The following is a 16,651-nucleotide window of genomic DNA, read 5'->3' as shown; positions in this document are numbered from 1 at the left end:
TCATGCGCAGCGACTACAGCACCGCCACCACCCGCTACGACCAAGCCCTCACCCTCTACCGCGAACTCGGCGACCGACTCGGCACCGCACAGACCATCAACGGTCAAGCCGACACCGCCCGCATGCGCGGCGACTACAGCACCGCCACCACCCGCTACGACCAAGCCCTCACCCTCTACCGCGAACTCGGCCACCGACTCGGCACCGCAAATGTCTTTCTCGGCAGAGCGCGAATGGCGGCCAAGCAAGGGCGGAACGACGTGGCAACGACGGCATATGTCGAGGCAGGCGCGATCTATCGAGAACACGGCCTCACATACTGGGCAGACCTATGTGAAGGTGCAGTACGGGAGCTCGAATGACGCCGCCCCCGCACAGTGTCAGCCCCGCGACCGATTACCCGCAGGACCAGTCGAAGATTCCCGACTCCAGGTCGAGTTGGGCGTTGCCGCCGCCGAAGTTCATGCCGGCGATCTCTTCGATTTCCAGGTAGTACGGGGTCAGGCCTTCGGGCAGGGCTTGGACGGGGAACGCGGTGCCGCCGAGGTGGGAGCGGCCGAAAAGAGGTTCGGCCCAGGGGATCCAGCCGGAATCTTCGGTGAGCGGGTCCTGGTATTTGGTGTCGGGCTCGTATTCGACGGGTGGGATGCCGACGTTGGGGTCGGCGGTGCGTTCGGCGAGCCAGATGCCGGTGGTGGGTTCGACGTTGTCCCAGGCGTTGCAGCCTTCGTCGCTTGCGGCGGGGGAACCGGGGGCGCGGACGTCGGCCGGTGGGGCAACCGGGCCGTCGGCGAATTCTTTCTCGGTGAGCCAGATCAGGGCGAAGGTGCCGCCGATCTCGTCGTTGAGCACCTGCAGTTTCGGGTGCGGGCGGGCGCCTGCCAGGTCGCGGGCCAGCGGGTCGTCCGAGGACGCGCCGGCTTCGACCGCGTCGCTACCGGCGAACTGGCCTTCACCCTGGAAGAACGCGATCGCGGGGAAGCCGGGGCCGCGGCGCTGGTAGTCGGCGGGCAGGCGCAGCGTGAACGCGTGCATCATCGGCAGCCCGGTGACGGGTCCGCGCGGCCACAGGGCGGGGTCGATGGCGGGTCCGGCGCTGCCCACCCAGCCGGCGTGCACCGGTGCGTCGAGCGTGAGCGGTTCACCGCCGGGTGTCTCGGCCAGTTTGTCCGCCGAGTCCCCGAAACCCAGGTCGTACGCCTTCATCGCAGCTCTCCTCTTCCATGCGCGGACAATGCCGGCGCCACCGCGAGCCTGCGCCGCCACGAGCGTAATCGCTGCCACCGACAGCTACGCACACTCCACCCGTCCAACCAGTGACCAATCCCCACCTGGCCGCACGAAAAAGGCGGTGCGGCAACCGAATCCGGTCACCGCACCGCCGCAGAAGAACTACCTCAGAGCACAGCCTTGAAAATCAACGTCACCACACCGGCGACCACGGCCAGCACCACCGCACCGACACCCCACTTCAGGCCATTGCGCTCCCACGGCCGCCCGGCATCCAGCGAGAACCGCCCCGCCCCGGTGAACGCCACCGTCACCGCGACCAGCGCGAACAGCAGCGGCGTGGAGAACCCCATCACCGACGGATCGGCGGGGAACAGCCCACCACTCCACAGCGCGTTGATCGCGTTGATCATCGTCCCGAGCACGATCGCCGCGGCCAACGGCGTGAACAGCCCGAACACCAGCAGCAGCCCGCCGACCAGTTCGCTGAGCCCGGCCAGCGTGCCGAACAGTTCGCCGGGGTTGTAGCCCATGGCGGTGAAGCCGTCGGCGTTGGCGCGCCAGCCCGGTCCGTTGAACCAGCCGAACAGTTTCTGGGCTCCGTAGGCGGCCATGAGTCCGCCGAAGCCGATGCGCAGCACCAGCAGGCCGATGCCGGTGGCGGTGGTCTGGTCGTCGATGGTGGTGGCGGTAGCGGTGATGCGGGTAGCGGTGTCGGTCATCGTGTCCTCGTCTCGATTCAGCACGTCGCCACAACCGGACCGCAGTCCGATTGCATTCTCCGAACACAACCTCGGGTCCGCGGCAACTATTTCACGCCGCTCCCCACAATTCCGTGACCCCTGTCACAGGCAAACGAAAAGGGCCGCCCCACCGGGACGGCCCTGTTCGAGAAAAACTTCAGATCACCAAGCCATGGTGGCGTAGCCGACCAGCGTGCTCTCCGACTCCTGCGACAGCTTCCAGGTCTCGTCGACGTTCACCCAGGTCACCGGGATCGGGAAGGTGTAGTCACCCAGTCGGCTGTTCAGCGTGGCCGACAGCGTGTCGCCGTCCACGGTGACCGGGCCCGACACGTCCCAGCTGTAACCGGGGATCCGGTTGACGGTCTGGTTCACGACCGCCAGGCCGCTGGCATCGCCGGACTCGAGCTCGGCAGCCGAACCGTTCATCGCGGCCTGCAGCTTGCCGTACAGCTCACCGGCCGACGGGGTGGCCGGGGCGGCGATCGCGGCGGGCGCGGTGGCGACGACGGCGGCGGTGACCGGTGCGAAGAGGGCGGCAACGGCCATCGACGCGGCGAAAAGCGAACGCTTCATGGGTAGATCTCCTTCAAGTTAGGCAAGCCTAGGCTCAGTATAGGCATACCTCTGTCGAGAACACCTACTCGACGAGGAAGAAGAAGTACGCCAGGAACAGCACCATCAGCGCCCACATGGCCGGGTGCACTTCCTTGTACCGACCCTTGGCCACCATCACGATGGGGTAGAAGATCATGCCCATGGCCAGGCCGTTGGCGATCGAGTAGGTCAGCGGCATCATGATCACGGTGATGAACGCGGGCACCGAGTACTCGAGGTGCCGCCAGTCGATGTCACCCAGCGAACGCGCCATCAGCACGCCCACCACGATCAGCGCGGACGAGGTGATCTCGGCGGATCCGGCGACCACCGCGAAGATCGGATAGCAGAACATCGCGATCAGGAACCAGCCCGCCGTGGTCACCGCCGTGAGTCCGGTTCGACCACCCGCTGACACACCGGCGGTCGATTCGACATAGGCGGTGGTGGTGGAGGTACCGATGATCGCGCCCGCGGTCGTGCCGACCGAGTCCGCGGCCATGGCGCTGGCGGCGCGGGGCAGCGTGCCGTCCTTGTTCAGCAGACCGGCCTGGTTCGCGACGCCGATCAGCGTGCCGGAGGCATCGAAGAAGTCCACGAACAGCATGGTCAGCACGACCACGATCATCTGTCCGGTGAAGGCGTCGGGCAGGTGGATGATCGCCTGGCCGAAGGTCTGATCCAGGCCCTTCGGCATTTCCGCGATGCCGTCGGGCAGGCCGACCAGGCCCGTGACCATGCCCAGGATGGTGGTCGCGACGATGCCGTAGAGCACCGCGCCGTGCCAGCCGATCACCAGGAAGATCACGGTCACGATCAGACCGAACAGCGCCAGCAGTGTGGTGCCCTTGTGGAAGTCGCCCAGCGTGACCAACGTCGCTTCGCTGTTGACCACGATGCCCGCGTTCTTCAACCCCAGGAACGCCACGAACAGACCGATGCCCGCGCCGACCGCGAACTTCAACTGCAGCGGGATCGCGTTGAGAATGCGTTCCCGGACTTTCGTGATCGCCAGAATGAAGAAGATGATGCCCGACAGCAGCGTGCCCGACAGCGCCACCTGCCACGGAATACCCATGCTCAACACCACGGTGTACGCGAAGAACGCGTTCAGGCCCATGCCCGGCGCCAGCGCGATCGGGTACTTCGCCCAGATGCCCATGACCAGGGTGCCGAAGATCGCGGCGACGGCGGTGGCGGTGAAAACCGCCTGCATGGGGATGCCCTTGTCGCCGAGGGCGCCCTCGTCACCGAGGATCGACGGGTTCACCGCGAGCACGTAGGACATCGCCAGGAACGTGACCGTCCCCGCCATCGCCTCGCGCTTGAAGGTTGACCCACTCGACGAGACACCGAAATATCCGTCGATGCGCCCTCGGGCGCGGGTCAGTACATCGCTGGCCATGACTCTCCAGTCCGGGTTCTCAAAAGAAGGCTCAAAACAAAGATTGCCCCGGAACGGTAGCGGAAAGTTCACTCAATCGAATAACCCGGCACTCGTGTCACCGGGTACCGTTACGCGCCCGCGACGGCCACCAAGCCCAGTTCGGCGTCGGAGGCCAGCAGCGCGTTGTGCGGCAGGACCCGCACCGTGTAGCCGACAGCGCCGGAAAGCGGCACCGGCGCCTGGATCGAATACAGCTCGAGGCCGTGGTCGGTGCCTGTGTGCGACATCTCGAAAGTGGTCGTGTCGGACAGGTCGTCGGTGGGCGAGACTCGGCCCAACACCGCCTGCACCACCACGTCCGACGGCGCGAGGCCGCCCAGATCCACGCGGGCGTGCAGCGACAGTTCGGCGCCGATCACCGGGGTATCGGGCAGCCCGGAACTGTCGACCTGCGCGATCCGCACCGACGGCCAGGCGGCGTCGATGCGCTTGCGATATTGCGCGACCTGCGCGGCGCCGGCGAAATCGTCGGCGGCGGCGCGACCGAACGCCGCGGCCGCGGGTCCGTAGTACTGCTGCGCGTAGTCGCGCACCATGCGCGAGGCCAGCACCTTCGGGCTGGTGGTCTGCAGGGTGTGGCGCACCATCTCGGTCCAGCGCACCGGCACGTCGTCGGCGTCGCGGTCGTAGAAGCGGGGTGCCACGGTGCGTTCGACCAGTTCGTACAGTGCGTTGGCCTCGAGGTCGTCGCGGCGGGTGTCGTCGCGGATGCCGTCGGCGGTGGGGATGGCCCAGCCGTTCTCGCCGTCGAACATCTCGTCCCACCAGCCGTCGCGAATCGACAGGTTCAGCCCGCCGTTGAGCGCGGACTTCATCCCCGACGTGCCGCAGGCCTCGAGCGGGCGCAGCGGATTGTTCAGCCACACATCGCAACCCCAGTACAGGTAGCGGGCCATCGACATGTCGTAGTCGGGCAGGAACACGATGCGATGCCGCACCTGCGGGTCGTCGGCGAACCGCACGACCTGCTGGATCAGCGCCTTGCCGCCGTCGTCGGCGGGGTGACTCTTGCCCGCGACCACCAGCTGCACCGGGCGTTCGGGGTCCAGCAGCATCGCGCGCAGGCGTTCGGGGTCGCGCAGCATGAGCGTGAGCCGTTTGTAGGTGGGCACGCGGCGGGCGAAGCCGATGGTGAGCACGTTCGGATCGAAGACGTCGTCGATCCATCCCAATTCGGCGTCGGCGGCACCGCGCTGCCGCCAGGAATCGCGCAGCCTGCGCCGCACTTCCTCGATCAGGATGCCGCGCAACGTGTTTCGCGTGGACCACAGCTGTCCCAGGTCGACATCGCTGAGCTTCTCCCAGCCCCGCGCCTCCTCGACCAGCTCCGGCCCGACCAGTTCGCGTGCCTTGTCGATCCATTCGCGCGCGGCCCAGGTGGGCGCGTGCACACCGTTGGTGACCGAACCGATCGGCACCTCCGAGGCGTCGAACCCCGGCCACAGCCCCGCGAACATGTCCCGGCTGACTTCGCCGTGCAGTTTCGATACACCGTTGGCGCGCTGGGCCATTCGCAAACCCATGTGCGCCATATTGAACACCGACGGGTCACCTTCCCGACCGAATGCGAGCACGCGATCCACGGAAAGCCCCGGCAGCAAAGCGGATTCGGCTTCACCGTGCGATCCACCGAAGTACCTGCGCACCAACGGCATCGGGAACCGGTCGATGCCGGCGGGCACGGGCGTGTGTGTGGTGAACACGGTGCCCGCGCGCACGGCGGCCAGCGCGGTGTCGAAATCCAGTCCGCCCGCGATGAATTCGCGAATGCGCTCCACGCCGAGGAACCCGGCGTGCCCCTCGTTCATGTGGAAGACGTCGGGGTCGGGCAGCCCGTTGGCGCGGGTGTAGGCGCGCACCGCACGCACACCGCCGATCCCGGCCAGGATCTCCTGCTTGATCCGATGATCCTGGTCGCCGCCGTAGAGCCGGTCGGTGACGGCGCGCAGCTCGGGATCGTTCTCGGCGATGTCGGAATCCAACAGCAGCAACGGAATTCGGCCCACCTGCGCGATCCACACCCTGGCGCGCAGGACGCGCCCTTCGGGCATCCCGACGTGGATGAGCACCGGCGAACCGTCGCTGGTGAGCAGCCGCAACGGCAGACCCTGCGGGTCCAGCGCCGGATAGTGCTCCATCTGCCAGCCGTCCGCGGACAGCGACTGCCGGAAGTAGCCGGAGCGGTACAGCAGCCCGACACCGATCAACGGCAGACCCAGATCCGAGGCGGCCTTGAGGTGGTCGCCGGCGAGAATGCCCAGGCCACCGGAGTAGTTCGGCAGCACCTCGGTGACACCGAACTCCATCGAGAAGTACGCGATCCCCGCGACCTCGGTGCCCGACTGCTCCTGGAACCAGCGCGGACGCGTGAGGTAGTCCTGCAGGCCGGCGGCGGCCGCATCGACGCGCGCGAGGTATTCGGGATCGGCCGCGAGCTCATCGAGCCGCTGCGCGGGCACCTCGCCCAGCATCCGCACCGGGTCCTGCCCGACCTCGCGCCACAGCCGCGGATCCAGGTCGGCGAACAGATCCTGGGTCGGCCCGTGCCAGGACCAGCGCAGGTTGGTGGACAACTCCCCCAGCGCGGCGAGCCGCTCCGGCAGATGAGCGCGGACAGTGAACCGACGAAGTGCCTTCACCCCTGGAACCGTACCGGCTGTTCGGCCTCCCCGGGACTTCAGCGGGCCGTCCGGTGGCCCGACTGTCGGCAGTCGAACTCGCGTTTGCGCCGAGGGGCTGGGCAGTTACCCCCGTCTTGCGTGATCAGTGGGTTGCGGCACTCGGATCACGCTGCCTTCCTGGCTGGGCGAAATGCAGTACGTTGACTACGTGACCGGCCGGATAGCCATCGATGACATTGCCCCGTCCATCCCCGGCGGCCGCCCGGCCAAAGCCGCAGTCGGCGAGGTATTTCCCGTACGCGCCGTCGTCTGGCGCGAAGGCCACGACGCGGTAGCTGCGACGCTTGCGGTGCGCGCCCCCGGCTCTTCCCGCACCACCCGTATTCGGATGTCCCCCGACTACCAGCCCGACGTGTTCAACGCCGTGTTCACCCCCGACACCACGGGCCTGTGGACCTACCGTGTCGAAGGCTGGAGCGATCCGATCGCGACCTGGCGTTCCGCGGTCGAGGCGAAGCTGTCGGTGGGCCAAACCGCCGCCGACCTGGCCAACGATCTCGAGACCGGCGCGATTCTGTTCGACCGTGCCGCCCAGGCCGTGCCGAAGAAGCAGTTCGAACGCCTGCGCGCCGCCGCCACCGCCCTGCGCAGCGACGAGCAGCTCCCGGCGCGGGTGGCCGGGGCGTTCTCCGAGGAGGTCGCCGACATCCTGCGCGCCACCCCGCTGCGCGAGATGGTCACCCGCGGCCCCCAGTTCTCGGTGCTGGTCGAGCGCCGCCGCGCCCTGGTCGGCTCCTGGTACGAGTTCTTCCCCCGCTCCACCGGCGGCCGCGACGCCGACGGCAACCCCGTCCACGGCACCTTCGCTACCGCCGCGCGCGAGCTGCCGCGCATCGCGGGCATGGGCTTCGACGTGGTCTACCTGCCCCCGATCCACCCGGTCGGCGAGGTGAATCGCAAGGGCCGCAACAACACTCTCACCACCGAGCCCGGCGATGTCGGTTCCCCGTGGGCGATCGGCTCGGCGGACGGCGGCCACGACGCGATCAACCCGCTGCTGGGCACCGAACAGGATTTCGTCGAATTCGTTTCGCAGGCAACAGCTCTGGGTCTCGACGTCGCCATCGACCTGGCCTTGCAGTGCGCGCCCGACCATCCCTGGGTCGCCGCCCACCCGGAGTGGTTCACCACCCTGCCCGACGGCACCATCGCCTTCGCCGAGAACCCGCCGAAGAAGTATCAGGACATCTATCCGGTCAACTTCGACAACGACCCCGACGGTCTCTACGCCGAGATCCTGCGCGTGGTTCGGCACTGGATCTCGTTGGGCGTCACCATCTTCCGCGTGGACAACCCGCACACCAAGCCCGCCGATTTCTGGGAGTGGTTGATCGCGCAACTGCGGCGCACCGACCCCGACGTGATGTTCCTGTCCGAGGCCTTCACCCGCCCCGCCCGCCTGTACGGTCTGGCCCGTCGCGGATTCAGCCAGTCGTACACGTACTTCACCTGGCGCGTGCACAAGTGGGAGCTCACCGAGTTCGGCTACGAGATCGCCGCCAAGGCCGACGAGGCCAGGCCCAATCTGTTCGTGAACACCCCCGATATCCTGCACGAAAGCCTGCAGTACGGCGGCCCCGGCATGTTCGCCATCCGCGCGGCCCTGGCGGCCACCCTGTCCCCCACCTGGGGTGTCTACTCCGGTTTCGAGCTGTTCGAGCACGAGGCCGTGCGCGAGGGTAGCGAGGAATACCTCGACTCGGAGAAGTACGAACTGCGCCCCCGCGATTTCGCCGGGGCTCTGGAACGCGGCGAATCATTGGAGCCGTGGCTGACCCGCCTCAACGAGGTGCGCCGCAATCACCCTGCGCTGCAACAGTTGCGGTGCATCCACTTCCACCACGTCGACAACGACGCGCTGATCGCGTACTCCAAGGTCGATCCCGCCACCGGCGACGCGGTGCTGGTGGTCATCAACCTGAACCCGTATTCCGCTGAGCAGGGCCACATTTCGCTGGACATGCCCGCGATCGGTCACCAGTGGCACGACCACCTGACCGTCTTCGACGAGGTCAGCGGCGAGGAATACCACTGGGGCCAACACAATTTCGTGCGCCTTGACCCCACCCGCGCGGTCGCGCACATCCTGTCGCTGCCGACCGTGCCCGCCGCCGCCCGCGCACCGCTGGCCTACCGCGAGACATTCTGATGAAACGTCGCGATCTGCTGCTGCTGGCCGCGGGCACCCACCCCGACCCGCACACCGTGCTGGGCGCTCACGCGCACGCCGACGGCACCGCGGTCAGTGTCCTGCGCCCGCACGCCGACACCGTGACCGTGCTCGTCGGCGGGACCGAACATCGTCTGAAGTCGTTGGGCCACGGCATCTTCGAGTCGGTGCTGCCCTATCCGCGGATCGACGACTACCGCATCCGCACCGAGTACCCCGGCGGCCAGACCGTGGTCAGCGCCGACGGCTACCACTTCCTGCCCACAGTCGGCGAGTTCGACCTGCACCTCATCGGCGAGGGCCGCCACACGCGCCTGTGGGAAGTACTGGGCGCACACCCCCTGCACTACACCACCCTCGACGGCGACGTCGACGGCACCTCTTTCGCGGTCTGGGCACCAAATGCGCGCGGTGTCACCGTCTTCGGCGATTTCGACAGTTGGAGCGGCACCTCGGCCCCGATGCGCGCACTGGGCAGTTCCGGGGTGTGGGAGGTCTTCGTCCCCGGCGTCGGGCCGGGCACCCGCTACAAGTACCGGATCCACGGCGCCGACGGCCGCGTCATCGATCACGCTGACCCCCTGGCCTTTTCGACCGAGATCCCGCCCGCGACCGCGTCGGTGGTCACGCGCGCCGACCACGTCTGGACCGACAGCGCCTGGCTGGACCGCCGCGCGAACACCGAGGCCACCAGCTCCCCCCTCAGCGCCTACGAAATCCACCTGGCCTCCTGGCGACCGGGTCTGGACTACCGCGAATTGGCCCACCAGCTGGCCGATTACATCCTCGCGACCGGATTCACGCATGTGGAGCTGCTGCCCGTGGCCGAGCACCCGTTCGGCGGTTCGTGGGGCTACCAGGTCACCTCCTACTACGCCCCGACCTCCCGTTTCGGCAGTCCCGACGACTTCCGCTACTTCGTCGACCACCTGCACAACGCCGGCATCGGCGTGCTGCTGGACTGGGTCCCCGCCCACTTCCCGCGCGACGAATGGGCGCTGGCCCGTTTCGACGGCACCCCGCTCTACGAACACCCCGACCCGCGCCGCGGCGAGCAATTGGACTGGGGCACTTATGTTTTCGACTTCGGTCGCAACGAAGTCCGCAACTTCCTTGTCGCAAACGCCTCGTTCTGGATCGAGGAATTCCACATCGACGGCCTGCGCGTGGACGCCGTCGCGTCGATGCTGTACCTGGACTACTCCCGCCCCGACGGCGGCTGGGAACCCAATATCTACGGCGGGCGCGAGAACCTGGAAGCCGTCGACTTCCTGCAGGAACTCAACGACACCGTGCACGGCGCCCACCCCGGCGTGCTGACCATCGCCGAGGAGTCCACCACCTGGCCCGGCGTCACCCGCGGCACCGACGTCGGCGGCCTGGGTTTCACCATGAAGTGGAACATGGGCTGGATGCACGACACCCTGGGTTACCTGGGCCGCGACCCGATCCACCGCAGCTGGCACCACAACGAGATGACGTTCTCGCTGGTCTACGCGTGGAGCGAGGCCTACGTGCTGCCGATCAGCCACGACGAGGTCGTGCACGGCAAAGGCACCCTGTGGACGCGGATGCCCGGCGACGACTTCGCCAAGGCCGGCGGTGTACGCGCCCTGCTGGCCTACATGTGGTCGCACCCCGGCAAGAAACTGCTGTTCATGGGCCAGGAATTCGGTCAGTTCCGCGAATGGGACAACGATCGCGGCCTGGACTGGCAGGAACTGGAAAACCCACTGCACCAAGGCATTTCCACGATGGTCGCGGATCTGAACCGCACCTACCGCGCCCACCCTGCCCTGTGGGCCCAGGACACCACCCCCGGCGGCCACTCCTGGATCGAAGCCGACGACAGTGCCGCCAATGTCTTCGCGTTCCTGCGCTGGGGCAGCGACGGCACCGCGGTGGCGTGCGTGTTCAACTTCTCCGGCTCCACCCGCGAGAACTACCGAATCGGCTTGCCGCACACCGGTTCCTGGCACGAGATCCTCAACACCGACGCCGCCGAATACGCGGGTTCCGGCATCGGCAACCTCGGCGCCGTCACCGCCGACGACACCCCCAGCCACGGCCACCCCGCCTCGGCCACCGTCACGCTGGCACCCCACAGCGCTCTCTGGTTGTCCTCGAAACCCTGACGCCCACAGGTACGACGAAGCCGCCCGGGCGATGGTCATCCGGGGCGGCTTCGAAGCACGGATCAGTACAGCGCGGCAGCGAGCTTGCGACGAGCCGCGATCACGAACGGCTCCGCCGGGTCGAACAGCTCGAACAGCTCGAGCAACCGCGTGCGAGCCTTCGTCCGGTCGTCGCCCGCGGTGCGCTTGACGATCGCGATGATCCGATCGAACGCCGCCTCCGCACGCTGCTCGAACATCTCGACATCGGCCGCGTCCAGTGCCGCGTCCAGATTCGACGGATCGGCATCCGCGGCGGCCACCACGGCCGGATCCAGCTGCTGCGCCCTGGTCAGGAACCGCAGCTGCCGCAGCGCCGCCTTGGCTTCCTCGTTGCCCGGCTCCTCGGCGATGATCGCCTCGTAGGCCGCCTCGGCCCCGGCGAAGTCACCTTCGGACAGCTTGTCCTCCGCGTCGACGAACCGCGGGTCCTCGGGTTCGGGTTCGGCGGCGGCCGCGCCCGGATCACCCTCGAGCTTGCCCGCGGTCGCGTCCATCACCGCGTCCAGCCACTGCCGCACCTGCGGATCCGGCTGCGCGCCTTCGAAATCGGCCAACGGCTGCCCGGCCGCCACCGCGATCACCGTCGGAATGCCCTGCACCCGCAGCGCCTGGACGATGTTCATATTCGGCTCGGCCTCGATCACGGCCAGATCCCACGCACCACGGTCCTCGACATTGAACCGTTCCAGCGTGCGAACCAGGTCGACGCTGCCCTGGCTACGCTGCGAGTACAGCGCGACCACCACGGGCACCTGCGTCGACCGCCGGATCACCTTGGCTTCGAAATCCGCCTCGGTGACTGTGTGGTTCCCCGAGGCAGCGGCAGCCGCAGGCCCACCGGGTGCGGCGGGCGGCTGCTTCAGCGCGGACAGATCCACCGCACCGGACATGGCGGCGGCAGCGACGGGCGAAGGACGACGGGCAGCGGGTCGAGTCACGGTTTCAGTTTGTCACGAAGCGTTCGAGGAAGCAGCCGCGGCGCCCTTGCCCGCGTCGACACTGAGCTCACCCAGCTGCCCGGTGCGCTCGGCCCAGCGCTCGAACCACACCGTGGCCAGCGGCGGAACGCTGGCGCCCAGCGCGAGCAGCAGCGTGCGCCGCGTCCACTCCAGCTCCCGCGACACAACCAGCGTCACGATCAGATAGCCGACGAAAATCGTGCCGTGCACCGGCCCGAAGATCTTGACGCCGACAACCCATTGCGGATCGGTCAGCACGCCCAGCTTGTCCAGGAAGAACGGAATCCATTTGAACGCCATCCCGATCAGCAGTCCGATCCACGAGATCGCCTCGGCGATCGCGAACAGTCGAAACCGCTTCGCCGGCGTCCTGACATCGAAGAATTCACCCATAACAGCCATTGTGCAGCATGACCTACGACACAACGTAGTTGGATGGCTCACAATGACGGCCCCGGCATTCGCGAGAACACCGGGGCCGTCGGTCGAACAGAATCAGGCAGGCACGCGAATGATCAGCGCGTCACCCTGACCACCACCACCACACAGCGCCGCAGCACCGACCCCACCACCGCGACGCTTCAACTCCAGCGCCAGATGCAGCAGAATCCGCGCCCCCGACATCCCCAGCGGATGTCCGATAGCGATCGCCCCACCGTTGACATTGACCTTCTCCGGGTCATACCCGAGCTTGCGCGTCGAAGCCACACCCACGGCCGCGAACGCCTCGTTGATCTCGATCAGGTCCAGATCGGCGGGCGTAATGCCCTCCTTCGCGCACGCGGCGAGAATGGCGTTGGCCGGCTGGTCCTGCAGGGTCGAATCCGGCCCGGCGACCTGACCCGAAGCGCCGATCTCAGCGATCCACTCCAGCCCCAGCTCTTCGGCCTTGGCCTTGCTCATCACGACCACCGCGGCCGCACCGTCGGAAATCTGCGACGCGGTGCCGGCGGTGACCGTGCCGTCCTTGCGGAAGGCCGGACGCAGCTTGCCCAGCGACTCGGTCGTGGTGTCGGCGCGAATGCCCTCGTCCTCGGTCACGTAAACCGGGTCACCCTTGCGCTGCGGCACGGCGACCGGCACGACCTCGTCTTCGAACAGCCCGTTCTTCCACGCGGCGGCAGCGCGCTGGTGCGAGGCCGCGGCCAGCGCGTCCTGCTCCTCGCGGCTGACCTTGTCCAGGTCGTTGCGGTCCTCGGTCAGCAGGCCCATCGCCTGGTCGGTGATCACGTCGTGCAGGCCGTCGTAGGCCATGTGGTCGACCAGCGTGGTGTCGCCGTACTTGAAGCCCTCGCGGCTCTTGGGCAGCAGGTGCGGGGTCTGGCTCATGGATTCCATGCCACCGGCCACGATGATCTCGTGCTCACCGGCGCGAATCAGCTGATCGGCCAACGCGATCGCGTTGATGCCCGACAGGCACACCTTGTTGATCAGGATCGACGGCACATCCATCGGGATGCCACCGGCGATGGCGGCCTGACGCGCGGGCAGCTGCCCGGCACCGGCCTGCAGCACCTGACCCAGGATCACGTAGTCGACCTGTTCGGGGGCGACGCCACCCTTTTCCAGCGCGGCCTTGATGGCCACACCGGCGAGATCCGAGGCCTTGAAGCCCTTGAGGCCGCCGAGCAGCCGACCGACCGGGGTACGCGCACCGGACACGATGACAGAAGTGGTCACGAAAGCCTCGCATTCATTGAGTCGAACCTCGCCGGACGCAGACGGCACCGCCACACGCGTTCAGGAGTTGCCCTCCACGGTAACCGGTATCGGCTCGCGCCCGGCACGCAGGTCCGCGCTAGCTTGACAGGGTGACCAACGAGAACTTCATCCCCGCCGATTACGTCATCGCCATCGACCACGTCGGCATCGCCGTGCCCGACCTCGACGTCGCCGTGGCCTGGTACACCGACAACCTGGGCATGGTCGAGACCCACCGCGAGGTCAACGAGGCCCAGGGCGTCATCGAGGCCATGCTGTCGTGCCCCGCCGCCGCCGACCGCGCGGCCGCTCTGCAGTTGCTGGCCCCGCTGTCGCCGGAGTCCACCATCGCCAAGTTCATCGACCGCAGCGGCCCCGGACTGCAGCAGCTGGCCTACCGGGTCACCGATATCGAGGCGGTCTCGGACTTCCTGCGCGGGCGTGGCGTGCGTTTGCTGTACGAAGCACCCCGTCACGGAACCGCGGATTCCCGCATCAATTTCATCCATCCGAAGGATGCTGGCGGTGTGCTGGTCGAGCTCGTGGAGCCGAACCCGGATGTTACGCACTAGTACGCCGGTACGGTCGGTTCATCTCGGCGAGATCACATTCACGGTCGAGTCTCCATAGCCTGGCTCGAGGCTGTATTTTGTGTGCCATGTCGTCACCTGAGTCCGATCGCAATCGCTTCGTTGCACTGCCCTTCACCGTTGTGCGCAAGGGTTATGCGCAAGACGAGGTGCGCAACTACTTCGACCGCTTCGACGCGGAGCTTCGCGTCACCGCCACCGACCGGGACGCTGCCGCCGCGCAGGCCCGCAATCTCGCCAGCCAGCTGGAAGACGCGCGTGACGAGATCGACGAGCTCCGCAAGGAGGTCGACCGGCTTTCCGTGCCGCCGACCACCGCCGAAGGCATGTCCGACCGCATCTCGCGCATGTTGCGCCTGGCCTCGGACGAAGCGTCCGAGGTTCGCGCGCTTGCGCAGGCCGAGGCCGCCGAGATGGTGTCGATCGCCGAGCAGCAGGCCACCGAGATGCGTGGCAAGTACGAGTCGCTGCTCGCGGAGACCAAGGAGAAGCGCGAGGCGCTCGAGATCGAGTTCGAGCAGACCCTCGCCAACGCGCGCACCGAGTCCGCCAAGATCATCGAAGCCGCCCAGGCCGATGTCGAACGTCTGGGCAAGGAGGCCGAAGCCAAGCGCAAGGCCACCCAGCAGGACTTCGAGGCCACCATGAACGATCGGCGCACCAAGCTGACCCGTGCCATGGAGGAGCTCGAGGCCACCAGTCGCGCCGAGGCCGCCCAGCGGATCAAGGACGCGACCGACGAGTCCAACCGCCTGATCAGCTCCGCCACCCAGACCTCCGAGCGCAAGATCGCGCACGCCAAGGAACTGGCCGAGGAGATGCGCGTGCTGCGCGGCCGCGTGCTGGCCCAGCTGCTCGGTATCCGCGGTCAGCTCGACTCGGTGCCCGCCATGCTCGCCGCGGTCAACCGGGAGAGCGAACTGCTCGACGGCACCCCGGAGCGCAAGTCGATCAGCAACAACGGCAACAACAAGTCCGTGTCGGGCTCGCGCCAGAACAAGGCCATCCAGGAAGTCGCCGACGAGGACATCGTCGACGAGGACCGCGAGAGCGCCGACGTCAACTAGTACGCCTGTCGGACTCGTTACGACATTCACCACGAAAGAACCGAAGGCCGCCTCGAATCATCGAGGCGGCCTTCGGTTTTCGTCTGTCTTTGGTCAAGACCAGCGGCGGGTGATACCCCGGGTGCGCCTGCCGTTCCAGCAGCCCTGATGCCAGTGCCTGCGGTCGTCCTCGCCACCGTCTACCGCCCACGCAACGACATGCGCGACACCGACCGCGATCTCGTGATCGCAACCGGGACACCGATAGGTCTTCACCGCGCGGGCACCGGGAACCGTTCGCACGATATAGGTTTCGTCGCCGGGACCGTCCTCGGTGCGGCCGTAGACATCACCGAGGGGCGCGGGCCCCGCGGGGCGTCCCGTGCGTGGTTTACGTCGCGGCATCCCACTGTCTCCTAGAACAGGCGGAAAACGTTGCTCTCCGTGCCACGCAGCTCGTCGTAATCGAGCGTGAGGCAGCGGATTCCACGGTACTCCGCCAGCGTCTTCGCCTGCGGCCTGATCAGCTGCGCCGCGAACACCCCGGACACCGGCGCGAGCAGCGGATCACGGTTGAGCAGTTCGAGGTAGCGGGTGAGCTGCTCGACACCGTCGATGTCACCGCGACGCTTGATCTCCACGGCCACCGTGGCGCCGTCGGCATCGCGGCACAGCAGGTCCACCGGGCCGATCGCGGTCATGAACTCGCGCCGCACCAGGGTGTACCCCTCCCCGAGCTTCGTCACGTGCTCGGCCAGCAGTTCCTGCAGATGCGCTTCGACGCCGTCCTTGATCAGGCCGGGGTCGACACCGAGGTCATACGAGGAATCGTGCTCGATGTCCTCGATGGTGATGCGCAGTTCCTCGCCGGCCTTGTTGGTCACCACCCACAGCGCCTTCGCGGTCACCGGCTCCGGCACCTGCCCCTCGCGCAACGGTGTGACACCGTCGGGCAGCTCCGCGGGCGCGGCGTCGGGCACTTCCTGCTCCACCAGCCAGCACGGCGGGCTCATCCAGTTCAGGGGCTTGTACGAGCCACCGTCGGAGTGCACGAGCACCGAACCGTCGGCCTTGATCAGCAACAGCCGACGAGCCATCGGAAGGTGGGCGGTCAGTCGGCCGACATAATCGACCTGGCAACGAGCAATGACAAGGCGCACCCAAAGCACTGTAGGCGACCGTGGTGGGAACGCAAAAAGGCCCCCAACCAATGGTTGGGGGCCTTTCGCAATGATGTTCCGGCAGTGTCCTACTCTCCCACACCCTGTCGAGTGCAGTACCATCGGCGCAGGTGGCCTTAGCTTCCGGGT

The 16,651-nt window shown here is 67.3% G+C and carries 15 protein-coding genes; 5 read left to right on the top strand and 10 right to left on the bottom strand.

Annotation, left to right across the window (positions count from 1 at the left end; translation table 11 throughout):
- On the top strand, positions 1 to 362 hold a 362-nt coding region (locus tag ACFWU5_RS27695; RefSeq protein ID WP_379269790.1), incomplete at its 5' end, for a tetratricopeptide repeat protein.
- Between the two features lie 34 nt (positions 363 to 396).
- On the opposite strand, the gene ACFWU5_RS27690 is transcribed toward ACFWU5_RS27695, so the two are convergent.
- From ACFWU5_RS27690 to glgP, 5 genes are all read right to left on the bottom strand, one after another.
- Positions 397 to 1,206 (bottom strand): hypothetical protein, encoded by an 810-nt coding sequence (locus ACFWU5_RS27690; RefSeq protein WP_379269788.1) that lies wholly within the window; start codon positions 1,204 to 1,206, stop codon positions 397 to 399.
- 191 nt (positions 1,207 to 1,397) lie between these two features.
- Positions 1,398 to 1,952, bottom strand: a complete 555-nt coding sequence (locus tag ACFWU5_RS27685; RefSeq protein WP_379269786.1) for a DoxX family protein — start codon at positions 1,950 to 1,952, stop codon at positions 1,398 to 1,400.
- Positions 1,953 to 2,135: 183 nt separating this feature from the next.
- Positions 2,136 to 2,549, bottom strand: coding sequence for a hypothetical protein (locus tag ACFWU5_RS27680; protein ID WP_379269785.1), 414 nt, complete (start codon positions 2,547 to 2,549; stop codon positions 2,136 to 2,138).
- 64 nt (positions 2,550 to 2,613) lie between these two features.
- A complete protein-coding gene (locus ACFWU5_RS27675) occupies positions 2,614 to 3,975 on the bottom strand; it encodes an NCS2 family permease (protein WP_379247587.1) in 1,362 nt (453 codons plus the stop codon).
- A gap of 110 nt (positions 3,976 to 4,085) precedes the next feature.
- A complete protein-coding gene (gene glgP, locus ACFWU5_RS27670; RefSeq protein WP_379269783.1) occupies positions 4,086 to 6,656 on the bottom strand; it encodes an alpha-glucan family phosphorylase in 2,571 nt (856 codons plus the stop codon).
- Positions 6,657 to 6,846: 190 nt separating this feature from the next.
- Here glgP and ACFWU5_RS27665 point away from each other — a divergent pair, with 190 nt between their 5' ends.
- Positions 6,847 to 8,847 carry a maltotransferase domain-containing protein gene (locus ACFWU5_RS27665; protein ID WP_379269815.1) on the top strand — a complete coding sequence of 667 codons (2,001 nt, stop codon included), beginning with the start codon at positions 6,847 to 6,849 and terminating at the stop codon, positions 8,845 to 8,847.
- Complete coding sequence (gene glgB / locus ACFWU5_RS27660) at positions 8,847 to 11,003, top strand: 1,4-alpha-glucan branching protein GlgB (protein WP_379269781.1); 2,157 nt, start codon at positions 8,847 to 8,849, stop codon at positions 11,001 to 11,003. Before ACFWU5_RS27665 ends, glgB begins: the two co-directional genes overlap by 1 nt.
- 62 nt (positions 11,004 to 11,065) lie before the next feature.
- On the opposite strand, the gene ACFWU5_RS27655 is transcribed toward glgB, so the two are convergent.
- The 3 genes from ACFWU5_RS27655 to ACFWU5_RS27645 all read right to left on the bottom strand — a co-directional run bounded on the left by ACFWU5_RS27655 (position 11,066) and on the right by ACFWU5_RS27645 (position 13,684).
- Entirely contained in the window at positions 11,066 to 11,935 is an 870-nt protein-coding gene (locus ACFWU5_RS27655) for a tetratricopeptide repeat protein (protein WP_379269813.1), read from the bottom strand.
- A gap of 60 nt (positions 11,936 to 11,995) precedes the next feature.
- A complete protein-coding gene (locus ACFWU5_RS27650; RefSeq protein ID WP_379247579.1) occupies positions 11,996 to 12,406 on the bottom strand; it encodes a DUF3817 domain-containing protein in 411 nt (136 codons plus the stop codon).
- Positions 12,407 to 12,499: 93 nt separating this feature from the next.
- Positions 12,500 to 13,684, bottom strand: coding sequence for an acetyl-CoA C-acetyltransferase (locus ACFWU5_RS27645; RefSeq protein WP_379269779.1), 1,185 nt, complete (start codon positions 13,682 to 13,684; stop codon positions 12,500 to 12,502).
- A gap of 131 nt (positions 13,685 to 13,815) precedes the next feature.
- On the opposite strand from ACFWU5_RS27645, the gene mce reads away from it, so the two are divergent.
- Positions 13,816 to 14,277 carry a methylmalonyl-CoA epimerase gene (mce, locus tag ACFWU5_RS27640; RefSeq protein WP_379269777.1) on the top strand — a complete coding sequence of 154 codons (462 nt, stop codon included), beginning with the start codon at positions 13,816 to 13,818 and terminating at the stop codon, positions 14,275 to 14,277.
- Positions 14,278 to 14,363: 86 nt separating this feature from the next.
- Positions 14,364 to 15,362 carry a hypothetical protein gene (locus tag ACFWU5_RS27635; protein ID WP_379247573.1) on the top strand — a complete coding sequence of 333 codons (999 nt, stop codon included), beginning with the start codon at positions 14,364 to 14,366 and terminating at the stop codon, positions 15,360 to 15,362.
- A gap of 93 nt (positions 15,363 to 15,455) precedes the next feature.
- Here the strand turns inward: ACFWU5_RS27635 and ACFWU5_RS27630 are convergent, their stop codons facing one another.
- On the bottom strand, positions 15,456 to 15,746 hold the full coding sequence (locus ACFWU5_RS27630; RefSeq protein ID WP_379269776.1) for an ATP/GTP-binding protein: 291 nt from the start codon (positions 15,744 to 15,746) through the stop codon (positions 15,456 to 15,458).
- An 11-nt stretch (positions 15,747 to 15,757) separates the two neighbouring features.
- Positions 15,758 to 16,501: an endonuclease NucS gene (nucS, locus tag ACFWU5_RS27625; RefSeq protein ID WP_379269774.1), complete on the bottom strand. Its 744-nt coding sequence runs from the start codon at positions 16,499 to 16,501 to the stop codon at positions 15,758 to 15,760.
- Positions 16,502 to 16,651: the final 150 nt, after the last annotated feature.

Source organism: Nocardia sp. NPDC058640 (assembly GCF_042716995.1).
Classification (GTDB): Bacteria; Actinomycetota; Actinomycetes; order Mycobacteriales; family Mycobacteriaceae; genus Nocardia.
Note: the sequence above shows the minus strand (reverse complement) of the source record. Positions and strands in the feature narration are given on the sequence as shown.

Coding starts and splice junctions, on each gene's coding strand:
- ACFWU5_RS27635 (WP_379247573.1), top strand. CDS start 14,364: ATGTCGTCACCTGAGTCCGATCGCAATCGCTTCGTTGCACTGCCCTTC.
- ACFWU5_RS27690 (WP_379269788.1), bottom strand. CDS start 1,206: ATGAAGGCGTACGACCTGGGTTTCGGGGACTCGGCGGACAAACTGGCC.
- ACFWU5_RS27650 (WP_379247579.1), bottom strand. CDS start 12,406: ATGGCTGTTATGGGTGAATTCTTCGATGTCAGGACGCCGGCGAAGCGG.
- ACFWU5_RS27685 (WP_379269786.1), bottom strand. CDS start 1,952: ATGACCGACACCGCTACCCGCATCACCGCTACCGCCACCACCATCGAC.
- ACFWU5_RS27680 (WP_379269785.1), bottom strand. CDS start 2,549: ATGAAGCGTTCGCTTTTCGCCGCGTCGATGGCCGTTGCCGCCCTCTTC.
- ACFWU5_RS27655 (WP_379269813.1), bottom strand. CDS start 11,935: ATGTCCGGTGCGGTGGATCTGTCCGCGCTGAAGCAGCCGCCCGCCGCA.
- ACFWU5_RS27675 (WP_379247587.1), bottom strand. CDS start 3,975: ATGGCCAGCGATGTACTGACCCGCGCCCGAGGGCGCATCGACGGATAT.
- ACFWU5_RS27630 (WP_379269776.1), bottom strand. CDS start 15,746: ATGCCGCGACGTAAACCACGCACGGGACGCCCCGCGGGGCCCGCGCCC.
- glgB (WP_379269781.1), top strand. CDS start 8,847: ATGAAACGTCGCGATCTGCTGCTGCTGGCCGCGGGCACCCACCCCGAC.